Below are 20,310 nucleotides of genomic sequence, written 5' to 3'. Positions count from 1 at the left end.
ATTCTGTTTATAGAGAAGCCTTGGTCGAAGAAGACTGCCTGCTTGGTGCATTTTATGTTCCAATGGGCAGTTTTATTTTTTTGTTCGATGTGCAATTCGTAATACGGATTAGAGGAGGGTGCATAATGAAAGCGTATGGTTTGTGGATTGATGGAAAATGGCGTGTGACGAAAGAGAGCAACCCGGTGGTTGACAAAGCGACAGGGGAAACCGTCGCGACGATTTCTGTTGCCGAAGAGGAGCATGTTTTTCAGGCGGTAGAAGCATCGGAAAAAGCGCTTCTTACGCCAATTGAACCCTATCAACGGTATGAAATTATAATGGAGGCTAGCCGAATTTTAGAGCGCGATGCGCAAAAAATTGCGGCAGATCTTTGTATAGAGGTTGGTAAGCCGATGAAAGAGGCGTTGGGGGAAGTGGGGCGTGCAAGACAAACATTAATTTTGTCTGCGGAAGAAGCCAAACGCATGACCGGGGAAATGGTCCCGTTAGCAGGTGCGCCTAATTGCGGTAAACGAATTGCTTTTACGAAAAGAGTTCCGGTTGGAATCGTGTGTGCGATTACGCCGTTTAATTTTCCATTGAATTTAGCTTGTCATAAGCTGGGGCCTGCTCTGGCGGCTGGAAACGCTGTTATCTACAAGCCGGCGACCGCTACGCCGCTCACAGCCATGTGGCTGTGCAAGGTGTTCGAAGAAGCAGGCCTGCCGGCGGGGTATTTAAACATGTTGACTGGCTCTGGCGCACGGCTGGGGGAATGGCTGACGCAAGAGCCCCGTATCGGGTTTTATAGCTTTACAGGAAGTCCCGCCGTTGGGAAAACACTCTTGGCAAAGGCTGGCTTTCGGCGCGTATCCTTGGAGCTTGGATCTAATTCCGCCAACATTGTCCATGAAGATGCTCAAGTAGCGTCTGTGGCGGAGCTTTGCATGCGTCACGCTTTTGCCAATGCGGGGCAGGTTTGTATTTCGTGCCAGCGCGTCTATGTGCATCGCAATATATTCCAGGAATTTTGCAATGCCGCCGTTACTTTTACTAAAACCTTGAAGGTTGGCAATCCTAAAGAAAATGAAACAGACATTGGCCCGATGATTCACGAGCAAGAAGCGCAGCGAGCTGAAGCTTGGGTACAAGAGGCGGTAGCTGAAGGTGCGCGGGTTCTTACTGGAGGAAAGAGAGACAAGGCTTGGTATGAACCCACGATTTTGACGCAAGTGAGTCCGAACATGAAGGTGGTCTGTCAAGAAACCTTTGCGCCGATTGTCTCTATTATTCCGTATGACACCATTGCGGAGGCGGTCAAGCAAGTAAACGATTCCGTATATGGTTTGCAGGCAGGCGTCTTTACCCAATCCATTGAAACAGCTAATTTTTGCATAGAAGCGCTCCATGTGGGCGGGGTAATTATCAACGACGGAGCTACCTTCCGGACGGACAACATGCCCTATGGAGGCGTAAAAGAAAGCGGCATTGGTCGGGAAGGTCCGCAGTACGCTGTACGGGAAATGACAGAAGAAAAATTAGTAGTGTTTAATATGTAATGAGCGGTAACTCCATTCTTAAGCGGAAGGGAGTTCTTTCCCTGTTAATAAGGAGGTGCGAAATGGTTAGCTTTCGTGAGTTGGCCGCTTTGCCGAATTTGGCAAAGGGGAAAGTCGTTGCCGGTATGACCGGGCAGGATCGGCTGGTAAGGTGGGTGCACTTTCTTGATTTGCCGGATGTTCTTCCCTGGGTGCAAGGCGGGGAATTGTTGATTATTACGGGTATGGGCTTGCAAGGAGATCTGCAGAAACTAACGCTTCTTGTACAAGGAGTCATTCAAAAACAACTAGCAGGGCTTATCATTAACGTGGGTCCGTACATTACTGAAATTCCCCAAGAAGTATTAGACTTAGCAGACCAAGCGGCGTTTCCGGTGTTGGAGCTTCCTTGGGAAGTGAAGTTGGTTGAAGTGATGCAAGAGGCAAGCAGCTATATTGTTCTGAGACAAACGGAGCAACGTTCGGTCAGCGATTTTTTTGAGCAGCTATTGCTGCAGAAAGCATCGGATAAAGAGATGCTGGTGAGGCGGGCGGATACGTACGGCTATGATTTGTCCAAACCGCTGCAGGCGGTGGTCATTCAGCCAGCTGACTTATCTTTATATGCTGCCGAATCGGAATTGCAGGAAGAAGCGGATTTGGTATTGCTGAAAACAAGGATGGAACAATATGTGCGCGATTTCTTTTCGTTGCAACACCGAAAAGTTTTACTGACCTGGTGGATGAATGCGATTGTCATCCTACTTCCGTGGGAAAGGCAGTTTGCACAGAAAAATACGGATTTAGTGCAAGAACTTGTGCGCAAGTTGAATGGGAGATACCCTAAATTGGATATTGTCGCTTCCTTGGGCAGCGGGGTTGAAAAGTTAGAAATGGTGCATTGCAGCTATCGCCAAGCGTGTAAGCTGCTCTGGCTGGCGGAATCAACAGCGGCTACAAGGCCGGTTTATGCATATGAGCAACTTGGTTTGTACAAATTGCTGCTGGAACTTGAACCGGAGAAGCTAGAGGAATATTATCAAGAAGTTATCGGTCCTTTGAACGAATATGATCGAATTTATAAAATGGATTTAGCGGGCAGCCTTTTTGCCTATTTTGAAGAAAACGGCAATGTCGTTCGTACGGCGAAACGGCTTTTTTTACATCGCAATACGCTGGATTATCGGCTGAAAAAAGTGGAAGAAGCAACAGGAAAGTCCATGAGTGACCCGTATGATCGTCTGACTTTGCAGTTGGGAGTCATTGTGGGGCGGCAGTTAAAGCATAATCGCCTGCACGAAGGAGTGTAACGGACTTGCGTTGTGCATGTTTCCTATAAAGCGGCGGTTTTATTGTGAGGTTAGCACATGGTTGTCGGCGAATTCCTTTGCTACAATAAAACCAGAACAAGGAACTAGATGGCGGAGTTTTTGAGAAGCTTGAAAGCTCAGCAAGCGCTAGTAAAGAAGCAAGGCGATGAAGCCGGAATTATATCTTGAGGATATAGTTCCGGCTTTTGTTCTTGTGAGGAGGGGTAAAGATGATTGCAACAGAAACAAAAACAGAGGCTCTTTTAAAACGGAAGCAAGCGGCTGTTGCCAGCGGTATTGCTAACTCGACATCTATTTTTGTGGAAAAGGCTAGCGGGGCCGTAATTACAGATGTGGAAGGGCGAGAGTATCTGGATTTCTATGCAGGTGTCGGCGTGTTAAACGCCGGCCACTGTCCGAAGCCGGTAGTGGAAGCCGTTAAAAAACAAGCAGATAAACTATTGCATTCCTTTTTTGCCATCGCCATGTATGAACCCTATGTGGCGTTAGCGGAAAAAATGAATCAAATTGTACCTGGAAAGCAGCCTAAGAAAACGATGTTTGCCAACAGCGGCGCAGAAGCGGTTGAAAATGCGGTGAAGATTGCGCGTCAAGCTACCAAGAAGACCGGGATTGTATCGCTGGAATGCGGTTTTCATGGACGGACGCTGTTGGCCATGGCGCTTACCAGCAAGGTGAAGCCCTATAAGCATGGATTTGGCCCGTTTCCTTCCGATACGTATAAAGTTCCCTCGGCGTACTGTTATCGATGCCAATTCCAATCAACCTATCCAGGATGCGGCATGCACTGTTTAGAGCATTTTGATCGCTTCTTTGCAGCTGAGGCGGCTTCTGATCAGATTGCGGCGGTTATTGCCGAACCCATTCAAGGCGAGGGCGGGTTCATTGTTCCGCCTCAAGAGTATTTCTCCGGCCTGAAAGCGATTTGTGAGAAAAACGATACCCTTTTTATTGCCGATGAGATTCAGACTGGCTTTGCACGTTCTGGAAAGATGTTTGCTATCGAACATTGGGGCGTAGAACCGGATATCATGACTACGGCGAAATCAATTGCTGCCGGCATGCCGTTGAGTGCTGTTACTGGCAAGGCGGAGGTAATGGATGCGCCTGGAGCCGGTGGAATTGGCGGTACCTATGGCGGCAATCCTCTGTCCTGCGTTGCTGGTTTGGAAACGATTCGCTATATGGAAGACAATCATCTATGTCAGAGGGCGCAGCATATTGGCGATGTAACCATGAAACGTTTGCAAAATCTGCAGGAACGGTGCGCGGCGATCGGCGATGTGCGGGGCTTAGGGGCCATGATTGGCATTGAGCTGGTAAAAGATCGGAAGACGAAAGAGCCTGCTAAGGAAATGGCGGCTAGCGTCATCAAGCTGTGTTTAGAAGACGGTCTCTTGGTGATTGGAGCCGGTATTTACGGAAATGTGATTCGCTTGCTGATTCCGTTGGTGGTTACAGATGCTCAATTGGATCAAGGCCTTGGAATTTTGGAGAGAAACATTCAAAAAGCGGCAGCTACATGCTGATTTTGCGAAGGTAGGCACACTTGGGCAAAGACGCCTGCATCACCTAACTAGGTGTTGCAGGCGTTTTTTATATAAATCAGCGTGTAAATGTTATGTTGTGGTTTTTAAGAGGGGGGGCTGTACATGGAAAAACGAGAGTTTGCCAAGGAAAATCTAAAGAAAGACTTAAAAAATCGACATATTCAATTGATTGCCATTGGCGGGGTTATTGGCGTGGCTTTGTTTATGGGTTCCGCTTCCGCCAGCAAGATGGCGGGGCCGGCGTTGACGCTGGCGTATGCTCTGGGCGGCGTCGTTATGTACTTTGTGCTAAGGGCCTTGGGAGAAGTCACGGTGGAACATCCTGTGTCCGCTTCCTTTTCTGGATATGCTAAAACTTTTTTCGGACCTACGGTTTCTTTTATTACCGGTTGGACTTATTGGTATCAGTGGGTAGTTTTGGCAATGTGCGAAATTGCCGCTGTAGGTATTTACGCGCGATACTGGTTTGTTGATACGCCGCAATGGTTGGCGGCGCTGGTTTGCTTAGGGGTGATTGCAGCGGTGAATTTGGCCGCCGTCAAATATTACGGAGAGTTTGAATTTTGGTTTGCTCTAATTAAAGTGGTTACTATCATAGGGATGATTTTCTTAGGATCCGCTATGATTTTGTTTGGCATCGGAAATGGCGGCGAGGCGATTGGCTTTTCAAACTTATGGGCGCATGGAGGCTTCATGCCGTTTGGCCTGAAAGGCGTTGCCATGGCCTTGGTTATGGTAGTTTTCGCCTATGCTGGTGTTGAAATGATTGGTATTACAGCAGGAGAAGCGGAAGATCCGAAGCATTCTTTGAAATCAGCCATTGATAAAGTGTTCTGGCGTATCCTCATTTTCTATGTTGGTACGATGACGGTTATTCTTTCCATTTGTCCCTGGGATACATTGCCTAAAGGGGTAAGCCCGTTTGTGATTATCTTTGAACGCATGGGAATTCCCTATGCGGCAGGAGTTATGAACTTTGTTATTCTTTCCTCGGCGGCGTCCTGTCTGAACAGCTGTATCTATGTGTGCGGGCGGATGCTTTATGGGTTATCTCTACGGGGAGAAGCTCCCCGGTTTTTGGGAACTCTTTCCAAGCATCAAGTTCCTGCCAATGGGATTTTATTTTCCAGCGCCGCTTGTCTAGTTGGCGTATATTTAAACTTTTCCTATCCAGATACGGTGTTCTATTTTATGTCGGCGTGTACGGTCACTGGATGTATTTGGACTTGGGCTCTTATTATGTGTATTCACTTAAAATGGCGCAAAGGACTAAGCGAAGAGCAATTTAGTCGGTTGCAGTATAAGATGCCTCTTTTTCCGTACGCAAATTACGGCGTGTTGCTTTTCTTGGGGGCTGTTGTATTAGGGATGAGTTATGATCCGGATAATTTAGTGGGCCTTTACGTGGCGCCCTTCTGGTATGGAGGCTTATTCTTGGCATATCAAGTCTTGAAGAGCCGCAATAAAGCGGTCGCCGTAGTGGAAGAACGTTGCCAGGTTAATTGAAAAGATGATATGACCCCAATAAGTTAGACTTTATAGCGTATCAGCTTTTACTGATACGCTATTTTTTATGCGGCATTAAGACGAAGGGCCATGTTTAAAGATAAGTTAGACTTAGAAATTGTAATAAAATGTAATTGACTATAGTTGCCTAGGAAGTTAGACTAAATTTACAATATAATGATTCTAGTCATGTAATGATTTCTAATAAAATTGTAAAAAGCAAACTTGCCGAAAGGTAAGGACGCAAAGCTATGGGTCTAAGGACGATTGTCTATGATTGCCAAGTTGCCGGGGCATATAGCCATAAAAATACCGGCCCAATTTTGGCCGGTATTTTTTTATAGAAAAAGTTGAACCAATAAGCCGGTAAAATAATCGCGTAACAGGCGTCGAGGCCATGTCATGAGACCTGTGAAAAATCAAGCTAGGGTTAATAAATAGGAAGTCTAGGAGGTTTATACTTGCAGCACAAAAAAGGATTTTTGCGAAATTGGCAATTTCTAAAACGCTTTCTTTTATTTGGCTCTGCGTGTTTGCTTATCATTGTGTGGACGAGTACGTTGAGCTTGCTTTATTTTGAACATCGAACCGTGATGGAAGAAGCCAAGCATGATTGCGAGCGTATGGGGATGGCTTTTGAAGAGCATGTTCGTCGTGTGCTGAATACAAATGAATTTTACTTAAATCATATGAGAGACGAATATGAGCAAACCTATACCAGGACTCCAGGGCTGGAAAGACTTTTTCGGCAAATTCGTTTGGATCCTATATTAGCAGCCGGTATAGTAGATAATAAAGGGGATTTTGTCTTAAATACGATTGGTGAAGGCCAAGGAATTAATATCGCGGATGTTCCTCATTTTTTGTACCATACCGAAAGTGGTCGTGATGAACTATATATTGGAAAGCCGTACAAAGGAAAAACATCTCAACGGCTTAGTATTCATTTAACGAAGCGCTTGGCCTATCCAGATGGACAATTTGCTGGCGTGGCCATTATTGCAATGAAACCAGAGTATTTTTCTTCTTTTTATCAGGAAATGAATTTTTCTCGGAACTATACGATTCGCTTTATCGGATTAGATGGTGTTGTGCGGGCTAGTGGCCGTGAAAGTGAAATTGGTAATAACCTAAGTCAGGATCCCGTTTTTCAACAATTGGAAGAACAAGAAGATATTATAACTAAAAGCTATGGAGATTTTCTGGCAACACAAACGAAGGAGACGTTGGTCGAAAGCTATAGAAAGATGCAAGACTATCCCCTTGTTATTCAAGTAGGGACTTCGCAAGACGTATTGAACTTATACTACCAACATAGAACCATATCTTTGCTGGCGGCGTCTATGCTTAGCCTGGGCATTGTTTTGGCAGCTAGCTATATGTTATCTAGTCTTCGTAAACAACATAAAGAAGAGCTATGGCTCCGTACATTTATCGCACATACGCCCATCGTGTTTTATGCATTAGATAGCTACGGGAGCTTTACTCTTTCTGAGGGGGAAGGCTTGCAAAACGACGGCTCCCAGGGAACTCGTCGTGAAGTGGGCGCATCGGCTTTTGCGGTTTATAAAAATCATCCAGAGCTTGTGAATCAAGTGCAACGTGCGCTGCTAGGGGAAACGGTTATAGGAGAATTCTTGTTTCAAGCTCGCTGGTGGAGCCACCAGCTAATCCCTTTGAAAAATGAAAGTGGCTCAGTATGGGCTGTTGTAGGCGCCGCCTTTGATATTACGGAGCGGGTCCAAGCAAAACAAAAACTGCAGGAACATTACGAGCAGTTAAGCGCCACCCATGAAGAGTTGCTTGCAACGGAGGAAGAACTGCGCGAGCAATATCAAAAAACGGCGCAGGTGAATCATGATCTGCTTTCGCATAATGCGTTGTTGAAAGCGTTAAGTGAAGTATCTTCCCAATTGTTGGCTCAAAAAGATGTGGATAGCTTGCTAGCGATTATTATTTCCTGGGCCACAAGGAGTACTGGCTCTGTACATGGAACCGTAGGGCTGCTGGACGAAACGAAACAGCTTATCGTAGGACTAGGCGGAGTCGGGTTGTTTGCTCAAAAGGAGCATTTTGGAATCAAGCTTTCCTTAACATCTGGAATTATTGGCGAAGTACTTCGCACAAAAGAAGCTTGTATTGTGAACAATTATAAAGAGTGGCCGAAAAGGAATACGCATCCTTCGTTGGCGGAAGTTTGTTGCTTTGCCATGGTGCCCATGAAGAAGGAAGACCGTATCCTCGGCGTTATTGGTATTGCCTTTACGGAGGAGAATCGTGTTTTTGGGGAAAAAGAAATGAATACGCTGATTCCGTTTGCGGAGCTGGCAGCCATTGCCGTTGATAATGCGCAAACCATGAAAGCCTTAGCAATCAGCCAAAAACAAGCGGTGGATATTTTTGAAGCGGCAGGGGATGGTTTGATCGTCTTTGATGGTGAAAACGGCGCCATACTGAGAGCAAATCGAAGGGTTGAAGAACTTTTTCAATGTTCACAACAAGAGCTGCAAGAGAACGGTTTAGAGGTACTGGTACAAGGGGTACAGCAAGAGAAAACCTTGCAAGTGATTCGAACCGTTGTTGCAGAGGGGGCGTATCCAATTTATGAAAAAGAGTTTCAGGCTCGAAACGGTAAACGGCTAATTTTAGAAGTTAGTGCAACGACCGTGGAATTTGAAAATAAGACGTGTTGCTTGGCTGCCCTTCGCGATATCACTGCGAGACGTGAAGCGGAAGAGCACGCACAGTATCTGATGCAGCGCGATAGTATGACCGGTGTGTATAATCGATCATTTTTTGAAGCGGACCTCGGAAAAATGAAAACAGAAGAGAAACGAAATATTGGTATTTTAGTTTGCGATGTGGATGGCCTTAAATTGATCAATGACACGTTAGGGCATGCGCAAGGCGATTTGTTGTTAAAACGAGTAGCCGCGTTGTTAGAAGAAGAATTGTCATTTCCAGATTATGTTGCCAGAGTTGGCGGAGATGAGTTTGTAGTAGTTTGCTTTGATACTTCGCCAACTAGCATGGAAGAATTAGAGAAAACCTATCAAAAACGCTTGCAAGACTATAATGAGACGTACTTGCAATTGCCGGTGAGCTTGTCGATGGGGTGGAAAATTGCGGAGTATTCCTCTGAAGCGGAACAGGCCTTAAAGTTGGCAGATTCCTATATGTACCGTCAAAAAATACACCAAAGTCATAGTGTGCGACATTCGATCGTTCAGACATTAATGAAGGCGTTAGAAGAACGCGATCATATTACAGAAGGCCATGCGGACCGTTTGAGTGTTATGCTGGAGGAAATGGGGCGCTGTCTTGGCTTGCCTAGCAGTGCGGTTGCCGATTTGCGTTTGTTTGCCAAATTTCATGATATGGGCAAGGTGGGGATTCCCGACAGCATTTTGAAGAAACCGGGAAGGCTGACGCCGGATGAAATGAAGATTATGCGACAACACTGCGAAATTGGTTTTCGTATTGCAAAAGCTTCCATTGATTTGGAGCCGATTTCAGATTGGATTTTAAAACATCATGAAAACTGGGATGGTTCAGGATACCCATTGGGTCTAGCGGGCGAAGAAATTCCTTTGCAGTGTCGGATATTGAGTATTGTGGATGCTTATGACGCTATGACTAGTGATCGGCCTTATCGAAAAGCAATGACAAAGAAGGACGCTATTGAAGAATTGCTTCGTTGCAGCGGTTCGCAATTTGAACCGAAACTGGTTGATTCGTTTTTGGCATTGCTAGCAAACAACGACTGTGATTGTTAAAAACGTATAATAAGCCATATCTGGCATGAAGAAAAAACCGTTCCGCCGGGAACGGTTTTTTCTTCATCATGCGTCGTGTTAAAGGGAGGTGTGTGCGTGCTAAAAGTGGGGGATGAGGCGGTAAGATACGATGAGAAAACTTTTATTGTGTAGTTTTTTTTGCATCAGCAGAGCCTGCGAGACGGTGCTGAGGATATAATTCCTTAGCCACTATTTTCGCTTGCGTTTCACTAAGGCCAGCCCCGGTAATCAGATCACTCACTGTATTGTGAGTACGAGCTGTCTTTAGCTTGCTTTTAGAAGCCGCTTCGCGTTCGGCAGGCGTCATTTTTTTTGCCTTTTTATATTCTTCACGGCGATCTGCATCTTTTTTCTTATACATATCAATGATTTTCCCTTTTTGCTGATTGGTTATGGTTCCTTGCGCAACCAGCACTTTTAGGGTTTCCTCTGTGCGCTGCATAAATGTTTTAAAGTAATCTTGCTGTGGTGCGGCTTGAGGAGCGCCAGCCAGAGCGACTCCGGAAAAACTGAAACATAGTAAGCCGAGAAAAAGGAAAAGGCAAAGTTTTTTTAAATGCATGAGTAGCATTGGCGAGTCCTCCTAATTGCTGATCTTACTATATTGTAGACGCAAAACAAGGAATGTTTCAACGCTTTTTTGATAAATTGGGAAATGAGTCTAACGAGAATACTTTCTAAAAAGCAGGAAGACAAGAAGAAAGATTTTTTTGACAATATTTAGTGAATTCGGCTTTCTCCTAAAGGAATAGGCAAAGTTTTGTTGAAATAAAACATAAAATGATAACTATGTAATGTTGTAAGGAGGTTGTAAAAGGAGGCGATGGCATGAAGAGGTTGCTCGGAATTCTCGTTTTAGTAGGATGTTTAACCGTTTGGCAAACAGGAATTTGTGCTGCATATACGGTGACATCTCCGTTCGGTATGCGCATACACCCGATTAGTGGTACATGGCAGTTTCATAATGGCGTGGATTTAGCTTTGGATTATGGTACGCCGATTGGAACCTTATGGGATGGGCAGGTTATTTATGCGAATCAATGGAGTGGTTATGGTAATTGTATAGTCGTAGCTCATGCTAATGAAGTGTATACGCTTTATGCCCATTTAAGCCGGCTTGCGGTGAATGAGGGAGCGTATATAGGAGCGGGAACATTAGTAGGGTATGTAGGGAACAGCGGGTATTCAACGGGGCCGCATTTGCATTTAAGCATTTGGCAGGGAAGCCAATGGATCGATCCGTTGAGTGTAATTGGACAATAGGAGCAAACTATTCTTAATTAAAAACTGAAAATTTAATATAATCAGTAAATATAGCAGGAATTATAATTGCGCTAGTGAATAGGTATTAATAAAACGTTTTGGAATGCGAGATGGGGGGGATGATTCGTGAAAGTAACCATGACCAATCGGAAATTACTGCTTGTGGCGTTGGCAATTAGTTTAGTGACGGCAACCTTGGCCTATCAGTACTTAAAAGGAGCTAGCGCTCTAAAAAACGAAGGAGAACTGCAAACGGTAGTGGTAGCGAAAAGCGATATTATACCCAAAATGCGCCTGACGGCGGAAATGTTGAAAGAAGAAAAAGTCCCTGGGAAATACGCGCAGCCAGGTGCTATCACTTCCTTATCTTCCTTGGTGGGAGTGGTGGCCAAGGACAGCATTGGCGCTGGGGAGCAGATAACAGAACGTCGGCTGCTTCTGGACATGAAGGGAGTAGGTTTTACTGGTATTATCCCTCAGAACAAGCGGGCGATGGCGCTGGCGGTTACGGAAGCCAACAGTGTCGGCGGTTTGATTAAAGTCGGTGACTATGTGGATGCTCTTGTAAGTTTTGATTCAGGCAGTGTTGGTGAGAATGCCAGCAGGATGCTGCTACAGAAGCTGTTGGTTCTAGCGGTGAATCGGGAAACCGGCCTAGATTCGGGAGATAAAACGGTAACGAAGGAAGCAAGCAAAACGGCGACAGTGACTGTGGCAGTGGACCCCGAAGATGCGCCTAAGCTTTTTTTGGCGCAAGATAAAGGAAAAGTATCGTTGGTGCTTCGACCCTATCTGGCCATGCCGGAGCAAGTAGTAGCGCAAGTAATGACGCCTAGAGATTTAGTAGGGTCTCATGCGGCCCCGACAGCTAAAGAAAGTTCTCCGAATGCGCCTTCCATTTTTCCGACAGCAGCTCCGCCGGTGTTGCCTCCGGCAATGGGCGTGCCAGGAGGAAGTAGCAGCGGCGGTGCGGGTGGCGTAATGGTAATCCGCGGCACCAAAACGGAGTCGGTAGCTGTAAATTGAGGATGGAGGGAAGCAGATGAAACGATGGATTTATATCATAGCAGTCATTATGGTTCTGGCTTTTGCGTCTTCAGCGTCGGCGGCCTCCTTGTCAGTAGGGATTAACCAATCGAAAGTGATAGAGATGTCCGGCCTTACGCGCGTAGCGATTGCCAATCCGGAAATTGCGGACGTGATGGTAGTATCGAGTTATGAATTTTTGCTGGTAGGCAAAAGCACAGGGAAAACGACTTTGCAGGTATGGGCAGATAATGGTCTTAGTACTTATGATGTAGAGGTTTCCTCTAACGATCCAGGGGCAGCAGTAGAGGTGCAGGCGTTAGTAGGAGCGGACGGCATTCGAGTCAACAAAATTAATAAAACTATTGTGTTGGAAGGAAAAGTTAACAGCCAATACCAAAAGCAGCGGGCGGAAAAAGTAGCAGGGGCATATGCTGAGAAAGTGGTCAATTTATTAGAAATTGTTCATCCAATCCAGGTGAAGCTGGAAACGATGATCCTGGAAATTGACCGCAGTAAGGTCAATAATTTGGGAGTTACCTGGGGCAATCTCAATGGCGGCATTGTAAATCCAGGCAGCTTCCAAGCAGGGCAAAGTCAGACCAACAGCTATGCTTCTAGTAGAGTGTTTGGTAATTTTGGAACTTATCAAAACATCAATGCTCAGGTTTTGGCATTAGTACAAAAAGGGGACGCTAAGATTCTTTCGCGACCAAATGTAATTACCTTAAGTGGTGATAAAGCGAATATTATGGTAGGCGGGCAAATACCCATTCCCGTGAGTAACCAAAATGGGCAGATTTCTGTCGAGTGGAAAGAGTATGGTATTAAATTGGATATTGAGCCCCAGGTTAATTCCGATGGCCTGATCCAAAGTCGTATCAAGTCAGAAGTAAGTTCCATGGAATGGAACAGCACCCATCGTATTAAGATTGGAACAAACTTGGATATTCCACCGCTCAAAATGAATAAAGCGGAAACTGTGCTGGCTCTTTCTTCGGGGCAGACGATGGCATTAGGCGGTTTAATTAACCGAGAAGTTACTAAAGATATTACCAAACTTCCTTTCTTGGGCGATCTGCCCATTATTGGCAGCCTCTTCCGGAGTACCTCTTTTAATAGCGGTGAAACGGAATTGGTAATTTTGGTTACTCCGACCCTGGTGAACCCTGAAGAGTATCAACCGTCGACGACACAGGAAATGAAAGAGTTGTTGAAGGAAGATCCATGGGGGGGGGGATAAAAATGACAGAAAAGATAAGGGTGCTGCTAGTTGATGATAACGAAGACACACTGCGTAACATTACAGAGCTGTTAAGTTACCATGAAGAAATTGCGTTAGTGGGCAAAGCGAATACGGCCCAAGAAGGATTGGCGCAGGCTGCGGCATTACAGCCGGATATCGTCCTCATGGACGTGAATATGCCGGGAATGAATGGCATTGAAGCGGCGGAGGTTATGCAGGATCAAGCTCCTAATGTCAGTATCATTATTATGAGCGTGCAAGGGGATCAGGAGCATTTGCGACGCGCGATGATCGCCGGAGCCAAAAACTATCTCATCAAACCATTCAGCAGTGAGGAAGTCATTTCGGCGATTAAGCAGGTGGCGGATCTGGAACGACGGCGTCGGAGATTGCTGCAGATGCCGTCGAAAGGAAGACGGGAAGGACGGATTATTACGGTCTTCAGTACCAAGGGCGGTATTGGCAAGACGCTGATTGCTACGAATCTTTCCGTTGCTCTGGCGGAGCATACCGGGTGCTCTACGGTATTGGTAGATGGTTATTTGCAATTTGGCGATGCGGCGTTGTTTTTAAACTTGATGCCCCAAGCGACCATTGCAGATTTGATTAAGGATTTAGACCAAATGGACGAAGGTGTAATCCGCAGCTATCTGACTCCCTATAGTTCCCGACTGAGCGTCTTGGCGGCGCCGCATCGGCCGGAAGAAGCGGAAAGCATTTCAGGAGCGCAGATGGCGGAGATTCTGACTAAACTAAAGGGGATGTTTGATTTGGTGGTGGTGGATTCGCCGCCAAGCTTTGCGGATTTTATGCTGAACATTTTGGATGTGTCCGATATGATTATCGTGGTGTCCTCATTAGATTTGCCGACGATAAAGAACATCAAAATGTGTTTGGAAATTATGGATTCTCTAGGCTATCCAAGAGAGAAACTCTTGCTCTTGCTAAACCGAGCTAATTCCGAAGGCGGCATGACGAGAGTGGAAGTCGAAGATACGTTGAAGCGAAGCTTCGACATGGTATTGCCCAGTGACGGCGTAAACGTCTTGGGGTCTGTGAATCGAGGGATTCCGCTTGTGGTGGGGAATCCGGATACGCCTATTGCCCAAGCATTCTTCCAATTAGCCCAAATTTTGGCGTATGGAGAAGTGAAAGCCCCGGCGAAGAAGGTGGAAGGCGGTTTTATGGCGCGCTTAAAACGGGCGTTTAAGAAATAGCGGGCCTCTGTAAAGGAGGTGTGAACATGGCGTTTATTATTGCATTACTGATCTTTTTGACGACTTTGTTGGTATTATGGGTGTTGCGGCGATTCTTGCTGCAGGAACGCAAAGAAATTAGCGAACGCTTAGACACCTATGTATCGAAGCGGGCTAGCGAACGTAACAAGGAGCCGGAAGGGGAGAATCAAGAGAAAGGGATTCGTCACTCTTTTCGTTGGCTGTCTGGGGTGTTGGAGTCGACGCGCTTAGCCAATAAGGGACTGGAACGACGGTTGCTCCAAGGGGGAGTATTGCTACGACCTGGTGAGTTCATCCTTCTTTGTCTCGTTATCGCCGGAGGGGGAATTCTGTTGGGGTTAGTGCTGCTGGGGCAGCATTCAGGGCTCGTTGTTTTTGGTGTGATCGGCTATTTTTTGCCGCATTTTGTGCTGCAGCGAAAAGTTCGCCAACGGGCCAAAGCTTTTGATGCGCAGCTTGGAGATGCGTTGATTCTCATTGCCAACTCGCTACGTACCGGTTATAGCTTTATGCAGGCCATGGACATGGTGGCCAAGGAGATGGCCCCGCCGATCAGCGAAGAGTTTGCCAGAGTCATCCGGGAAATGAGTCTGGGCGTTGCGACGGAAACGGCTATGACTGGTTTAACTCAGCGCGTCGCTAGCGAGGATTTGGACTTGGTTGTAACTGCCATGCTGATACAACGACAGATTGGAGGTAATTTGGCGGAAATTCTGGATAAGATTGCTGGTACTATTCGCGAGCGGGTACGGCTGCGTGGTCACATCCAGACGCTCACGGCTCAAGGGAGGCTGTCAGGACTGATCGTGGGCTTACTGCCCTTTGCCTTAGGTGGATTCATCTTTTTGATGAATCCCGGATATATTTCCGGTTTGTTTACGGATCCTTATGGACAAAAAATGCTGGCCGTGGGACTGGTTCTGCAGGGGGCAGGCGTTTTAATGATTCGTAAGATTATTGATATTGAAGTATGATATGAAAATGAAAGTAGTTACAAATATAGACAAAATGGATACTGCAAACACACGTAAATGTCTGAAAAATTACAGTAAGCAGGATTTATTTATCGTCAAACGACACTTATTGACAAAATTGTGAAAAGTAGTATAATGATATTAGAAGATGATAATAGTGAACGCAAAGATAAAAGTTGTAAACAATGAAAAAATTACTATTGGTTTGGAGGGAGGCTTGAAGGCGAACGGTAGAGGAAAAAAGTGGCGGGTTTCCTGTTTTGAATAAAGGAGGGGACGATCATGCTGCGGAAATTGATGGAATTATTGCGGGGACACAAAGGGCAAACGATGGTGGAATACGCTTTGATTCTGGTTCTGATCTCTATTGTGGCTATTGTGATCATGGGACAGCTCGGGCTTACGATTCAAGGAGTGTTCACAGCAGTTAGAAACGCTCTAATTCCAGCAGCTGGAGGTTGAGGTCGGGGTCGGTGAATGTTTATTTATATGAAAGTTCCAAGACAAAGACGGTAGTTGTTATTGAGTTGGTGATATAAAAACCTCTCTGGCAGATGGTCAGAGAGGTTTTTTAATAGGTGATACTGTTGTAATATGATATAATATAATCAGAAAAGTCGAAAAAATAAAGACGCGATTGTTATGGGCTGTAAAACAGGCGAACCTAGGGGAGGGCTTTCTATGAAAAAACATGGGAAGTATTGCAAACAACAGGGACAAGCCTTAGTGGAAACCGCGTTAACGTTGCTACTTGTGCTTGTTGTTTTTTTGGGGACGACTGAATTTGGCCTTATGTTGCATCAGCATCAGTTGGTGACTCATGCCGCCAGAGAAGGCGCAAGGGCAGCGGCGGTAAGCAATGATGATGCGCAGGTGCGGGCTGTGGTTGTCAATGCAGCTGCTGGGGCTGATCCTGAGGGAATGACCATAGTGATCACGCCTGCTGCTCCTCGGGCGCAGGGCTCTGCAGTGACTGTGACTGTTACCATTCCGACTCATGTAATCAGCGGGATTATTCAAGCGTTTAACCCGCCAACAGAGGTGCAAGGAACAGCAACTATGCGGGTAGAATAGGAGGGAGCAATGATGTGGTATGGCAGGAAGATAGTACAGTTGCTGAAGGAGCCGCGCGGCACAACATTGGTGCTGGTGGCAGCGGCGCTTTTTATGTTGTTGGGAATTTCTGCGCTGGCTCTTGATGCAGGCTTTCTTTATTGGAATAAAGCGCAAGTGCAGACTGCAGCGGATGCGGCCGCGTTAGCAGGAGCGCAAGAGTTGCGGCACAGCCCTGAGGCTGCTGAAAGCGAGGCCAGAGCCTATGCGGCATTGAATGGTAGGGCCACTGATAATGTGACGGTGGACCTGACAGTAGCCAATCAAATTACCGTGACGGTTCAACGAATGGTAGATTTATATTTTGCTCACATTTTTGGAGTACCGCAGTGGCCGGTCCAAGCTACGGCAACCGCTGGCTTGCAACCGGCGACAGGGGTGGCAGGGGTCGTTCCCTTTGGCGTAGCTGTGAACACAGGAGATCTTGCCTTTGGTACACAGGTTACCTTGAAGTACGGCAGCGGCGGTAGCTATTACGGTAACTTCCAGGCTTTGGCTTTGGGCGGGACGGGTGCCTCCAAATATTTGGACAATATTAAACAGGGTTATGATGGCGTAATTCATATTGGCGACTGGGTTCAGACCGAGACCGGAAATATGGCGGGTCCTACTGTCTCTGGAGTTTCTTATCGCGTGAATGCAGATTCGGGGGTGTCGTATACGACGGTGCAGGAAGGATCACCAAGGATTATCATTGTACCCATATTGGAGAGTTTTGAGGTCGTTGGCCGCACTGATGTGCGGGTTTCCGGCTTTGCGGCGTTCTTTTTAGAAGCAACAGGCAAGCAGGGAAATGAAAACTATGTTATCGGTCGCTTCTTAAAGATTGTTACGCCTGGCGAGGGGGGTACTAACCCGGATTGGGGGGTATATACGACCAAACTGATTCGCTGAGTACAGAGAGGGGGATTGGAAATGTCGTCATTACTGAGGCGCAGGATTGAGGCGCAGAAGAAAGCTGCACAGCCGGCGTTAGGCGTACCGGAGGTACTAGAGGAAGCTTTTGTGCCGACAGATCCATATCAGGAACTGAAAAGTCATATTCATCAACGCATTGTAGAGGCTATGAACCAGGAAGAAGGCAAGATTCTTACTAGCAAAAATCCAGACCGTAAGCAGTTGGAAGAGTTTGTCGGTCAAATCTGCAATCAGGTGATGGAAGAGCAGAATGTGCCGATACCAAGGAATGATCGGAATAAGATTATTGATGAAATGATGGATGCTGTTTTGGGCTTTGGACCGATTGATCCATTGTTAAAAGACGAAACCATTTCAGAGGTTATGGTGAACAGAGCTAATCAGATTTATATTGAACGTAAAGGCAAGCTGTTTAAAGCAGATGTTCGTTTTCGCGATGACGCCCATGTAATGCAGATTATCGAAAAAATTGTTTCTCCCTTAGGGAGGCGCGTTGATGAGAGCTCGCCCATGGTGGATGCGCGTTTGCCGGATGGTTCGCGGGTTAACGCTATTATTCCGCCGTTAGCCTTGAAAGGACCGTGCCTGACGATCCGCAAATTCTCTAAAAACCCGTTGACGGTCAGCCGCTTAATCGACTATGGCACGTTGACTAAGGATATGGCGGAATTTCTTAGAGCCTGCGTGCAAGGTAAACTCAATATTGTCGTTTCCGGAGGGACTGGATCCGGCAAGACGACGACGCTAAACGTGCTTTCTTCTTTTATTCCCGGGGACGAACGGATTGTAACTATTGAAGACGCGGCAGAGCTGCAGTTGCGTCAGGAGCATGTGGTAACATTGGAGTCGCGCCCAGCCAACATTGAGGGCAAGGGAGCTATTACTATGCGCGATTTGGTGAAGAACGCTTTGCGTATGAGGCCGGATCGTATTGTAGTCGGTGAGGTTCGCGGCGGAGAAGCGCTGGATATGCTGCAAGCAATGAATACCGGACATGACGGCTCGCTGACCACCGGCCATGCTAATAGCCCCAGGGATATGCTGGCTCGTTTGGAGACCATGGTGCTGATGGCGGGCATGGAGTTACCGGTGCAGGCCATTCGGGAGCAGATTGCATCAGCGGTGGATTTAATTGTGCATCAGGCCCGCTTGCAGGATGGCAGTCGGCGGATCACCCACTTGACGGAAGTGCGGGGCATGGAAGGGAGCATTATTACCCTGCAAGACCTCTTTGTGTTTGATCAAAAAGGCAAGGATGATCATGGGCGGATTGTGGGGCATTTTAAGCCCATGGGCATTCGCCCCAAATTCTACGAGAAGCTGGTGACGAACGGCATTGTTTTGCCGACGGAGCTTTTCTGGGCATCGGAAGAAGAGGGGGGATGGTAAATGGAGTTGCTCATCAGTTTGGGCATGGCCGTAAGCCTGTTTTTGCTCATTTATGCGCTGCTATCCAAGAAAGAAGAGGCTCCCAATACGGCTGGAAAACGGCTGCATGCCTTAGAAAAGAGAAGTTTTGCAAAGGATAAACCTTTGGATGATATGGATAAACCATTTTATCAGCGTGTACTGCTTCCTTTGTTGGCATCGATAGGGGAGGGCCTGGCAGGGTTGACTCCCAAGTCGTTGCAGAAGGCGGTAGAAACGCGCTTGGTAATGGCCGGCATCACCTTGGGAACGAATGAATTTCTTTTTATTTGGGCTTTGGTGGTTATTCTGCTCCCGATGGGCGTTGTGAGCGGCATGCAGTTGGTCCATTTGCCGATGGATATTGTCTGGAAAGCAGGTCTGCTCTGCCTGATATTTGGGGCCTTGTTGCCTTTTGTCTGGCTGAATAATCAAGTGCAGGCGCGTAAGAATCGGATTCAAAAAGACTTGCCGGGGACTTTGGATTTACTGACGGTGAGCGTGGAAGCGGGGCTTGGCTTTGACGGAGCATTGGCGAAGCTGACGGAGAAGATGAAAGGCCCTTTGGTGGATGAGTTTGGCCGGGTATTAAAGGAGATGCGCATGGGCGTGGCGCGGCGAAAGGCCATTGGAGACATGGGGCGCCGTTGTGATGTGCCGGATTTGTCCTTGTTTACGGCAGCAATTATTCAAGCGGATCATCTGGGGGTCAGTATCGGCAATGTATTGCGGGTGCAGGCGGTGAGTATGCGGGAGCGGCGTCGGCAGCGTACTGAGGAAAAAGCAATGAAAGCGCCGATTAAAATGTTGGTACCTTTAGTTTTTTTCATCTTTCCCTTTTTGTTTATTATTATTTTGGGACCGGCAGTATTGCAGCTGATGAAAACCACTCTTTTCAAGTGAACCGGCCATGCTGTTATCGAATTGAAAGCGCAGCTATAGAGAGGAGCGGGCGTTATGCAACTGCGCAATCTTTCTCGCAGCAATCAGGTGTTGGTAGAGGAACTGCAAGTGGCGGATACGGTGTGGAAACGTTTGCGAGGGCTGTTGGGGCGAACACAGTTTGGGAAAAATGAGGGGATGGTTATTGTGCCCTGTAATGCGGTTCATACCATTGGTATGGCGTTTGCTCTGGATTTGCTGTTTTTAGGGTGTGATGGCACCATCTTGAAAGTGGAACCAGATGTGCGTCCCTGGCGCATGCGCTTTTGCTGGAAAGCCCATGCGGTCGTGGAACTTCCCTCGGGAAGTTTGAAGCATTTGTCTTGCCAAGTTGGCGAACAGGTTGCTTGGAACTAAATAGAGCATATTGCAAAGGCTGTTGTCTTGTTTATATAGGCAATGGCCTTTTAATTTACAAAGTAGGAATGCTGGGGAAAATGGCGAAATTAAATTATATGAACAACATATAAGGAGGGCGC

General features: G+C 46.7%; 17 protein-coding genes and 1 riboswitch. Of the genes, 16 read left to right on the top strand and 1 reads right to left on the bottom strand.

Annotated features, from left to right (window positions below):
• The first annotated feature begins 125 nt into the window (after positions 1-125).
• The 5 genes from C508_RS0112400 to C508_RS19525 all read left to right on the top strand — a co-directional run bounded on the left by C508_RS0112400 (position 126) and on the right by C508_RS19525 (position 9,683).
• Positions 126-1,541 (top strand): aldehyde dehydrogenase family protein, encoded by a 1,416-nt coding sequence (locus C508_RS0112400; protein WP_018703885.1) that lies wholly within the window; start codon positions 126-128, stop codon positions 1,539-1,541.
• Between the two features lie 62 nt (positions 1,542-1,603).
• Complete coding sequence (locus tag C508_RS0112395; protein ID WP_018703884.1) at positions 1,604-2,830, top strand: PucR family transcriptional regulator; 1,227 nt, start codon at positions 1,604-1,606, stop codon at positions 2,828-2,830.
• Between the two features lie 230 nt (positions 2,831-3,060).
• Positions 3,061-4,380 (top strand): 4-aminobutyrate--2-oxoglutarate transaminase, encoded by a 1,320-nt coding sequence (gabT, locus tag C508_RS0112385; RefSeq protein ID WP_018703883.1) that lies wholly within the window; start codon positions 3,061-3,063, stop codon positions 4,378-4,380.
• A gap of 123 nt (positions 4,381-4,503) precedes the next feature.
• Positions 4,504-5,907: an amino acid permease gene (locus C508_RS0112380; RefSeq protein WP_018703882.1), complete on the top strand. Its 1,404-nt coding sequence runs from the start codon at positions 4,504-4,506 to the stop codon at positions 5,905-5,907.
• A 208-nt stretch (positions 5,908-6,115) separates the two neighbouring features.
• Positions 6,116-6,200, top strand: a riboswitch (cyclic di-GMP riboswitch).
• A 168-nt stretch (positions 6,201-6,368) separates the two neighbouring features.
• Positions 6,369-9,683 (top strand): HD domain-containing phosphohydrolase, encoded by a 3,315-nt coding sequence (locus tag C508_RS19525; RefSeq protein WP_018703881.1) that lies wholly within the window; start codon positions 6,369-6,371, stop codon positions 9,681-9,683.
• 142 nt (positions 9,684-9,825) lie between these two features.
• Here the strand turns inward: C508_RS19525 and C508_RS0112370 are convergent, their stop codons facing one another.
• Positions 9,826-10,266 carry a hypothetical protein gene (locus tag C508_RS0112370; protein WP_156817625.1) on the bottom strand — a complete coding sequence of 147 codons (441 nt, stop codon included), beginning with the start codon at positions 10,264-10,266 and terminating at the stop codon, positions 9,826-9,828.
• Positions 10,267-10,532: 266 nt separating this feature from the next.
• On the opposite strand from C508_RS0112370, the gene C508_RS0112365 reads away from it, so the two are divergent.
• The 11 genes from C508_RS0112365 (at position 10,533) to C508_RS0112310 (ending at position 20,188) form a co-directional block, all read left to right on the top strand.
• Entirely contained in the window at positions 10,533-10,967 is a 435-nt protein-coding gene (locus C508_RS0112365) for a M23 family metallopeptidase (RefSeq protein WP_018703879.1), read from the top strand.
• Between the two features lie 126 nt (positions 10,968-11,093).
• Positions 11,094-11,993 (top strand): Flp pilus assembly protein CpaB, encoded by a 900-nt coding sequence (cpaB, locus tag C508_RS0112360; protein ID WP_018703878.1) that lies wholly within the window; start codon positions 11,094-11,096, stop codon positions 11,991-11,993.
• A 16-nt stretch (positions 11,994-12,009) separates the two neighbouring features.
• Positions 12,010-13,236 carry a type II and III secretion system protein family protein gene (locus C508_RS0112355; RefSeq protein ID WP_018703877.1) on the top strand — a complete coding sequence of 409 codons (1,227 nt, stop codon included), beginning with the start codon at positions 12,010-12,012 and terminating at the stop codon, positions 13,234-13,236.
• A gap of 2 nt (positions 13,237-13,238) precedes the next feature.
• Positions 13,239-14,456, top strand: coding sequence for a CpaE/TadZ family protein (locus C508_RS0112350; protein ID WP_018703876.1), 1,218 nt, complete (start codon positions 13,239-13,241; stop codon positions 14,454-14,456).
• Between the two features lie 26 nt (positions 14,457-14,482).
• Positions 14,483-15,451 (top strand): type II secretion system F family protein, encoded by a 969-nt coding sequence (locus C508_RS0112345; protein WP_018703875.1) that lies wholly within the window; start codon positions 14,483-14,485, stop codon positions 15,449-15,451.
• Between the two features lie 282 nt (positions 15,452-15,733).
• Positions 15,734-15,913, top strand: a complete 180-nt coding sequence (locus C508_RS18530; protein ID WP_018703873.1) for a Flp family type IVb pilin — start codon at positions 15,734-15,736, stop codon at positions 15,911-15,913.
• A gap of 219 nt (positions 15,914-16,132) precedes the next feature.
• Positions 16,133-16,525 carry a TadE/TadG family type IV pilus assembly protein gene (locus C508_RS18525; protein WP_018703872.1) on the top strand — a complete coding sequence of 131 codons (393 nt, stop codon included), beginning with the start codon at positions 16,133-16,135 and terminating at the stop codon, positions 16,523-16,525.
• A 9-nt stretch (positions 16,526-16,534) separates the two neighbouring features.
• Complete coding sequence (locus C508_RS0112325) at positions 16,535-17,458, top strand: pilus assembly protein TadG-related protein (RefSeq protein ID WP_083928088.1); 924 nt, start codon at positions 16,535-16,537, stop codon at positions 17,456-17,458.
• A 21-nt stretch (positions 17,459-17,479) separates the two neighbouring features.
• Positions 17,480-18,871 (top strand): TadA family conjugal transfer-associated ATPase, encoded by a 1,392-nt coding sequence (locus C508_RS0112320; RefSeq protein WP_018703870.1) that lies wholly within the window; start codon positions 17,480-17,482, stop codon positions 18,869-18,871.
• Positions 18,872-19,792, top strand: coding sequence for a type II secretion system F family protein (locus C508_RS0112315; protein WP_018703869.1), 921 nt, complete (start codon positions 18,872-18,874; stop codon positions 19,790-19,792).
• A gap of 54 nt (positions 19,793-19,846) precedes the next feature.
• Positions 19,847-20,188 (top strand): DUF192 domain-containing protein, encoded by a 342-nt coding sequence (locus C508_RS0112310; RefSeq protein WP_018703868.1) that lies wholly within the window; start codon positions 19,847-19,849, stop codon positions 20,186-20,188.
• Positions 20,189-20,310 lie beyond the last annotated feature (122 nt).

It is taken from the genome of Anaeromusa acidaminophila DSM 3853, from assembly GCF_000374545.1.
GTDB classification, from domain to species: Bacteria; Bacillota; Negativicutes; order Anaeromusales; family Anaeromusaceae; genus Anaeromusa; species Anaeromusa acidaminophila.
The sequence above is the reverse complement of the archived record's forward strand: the minus strand, read 5'-3'. Positions and strand labels throughout refer to the sequence as shown.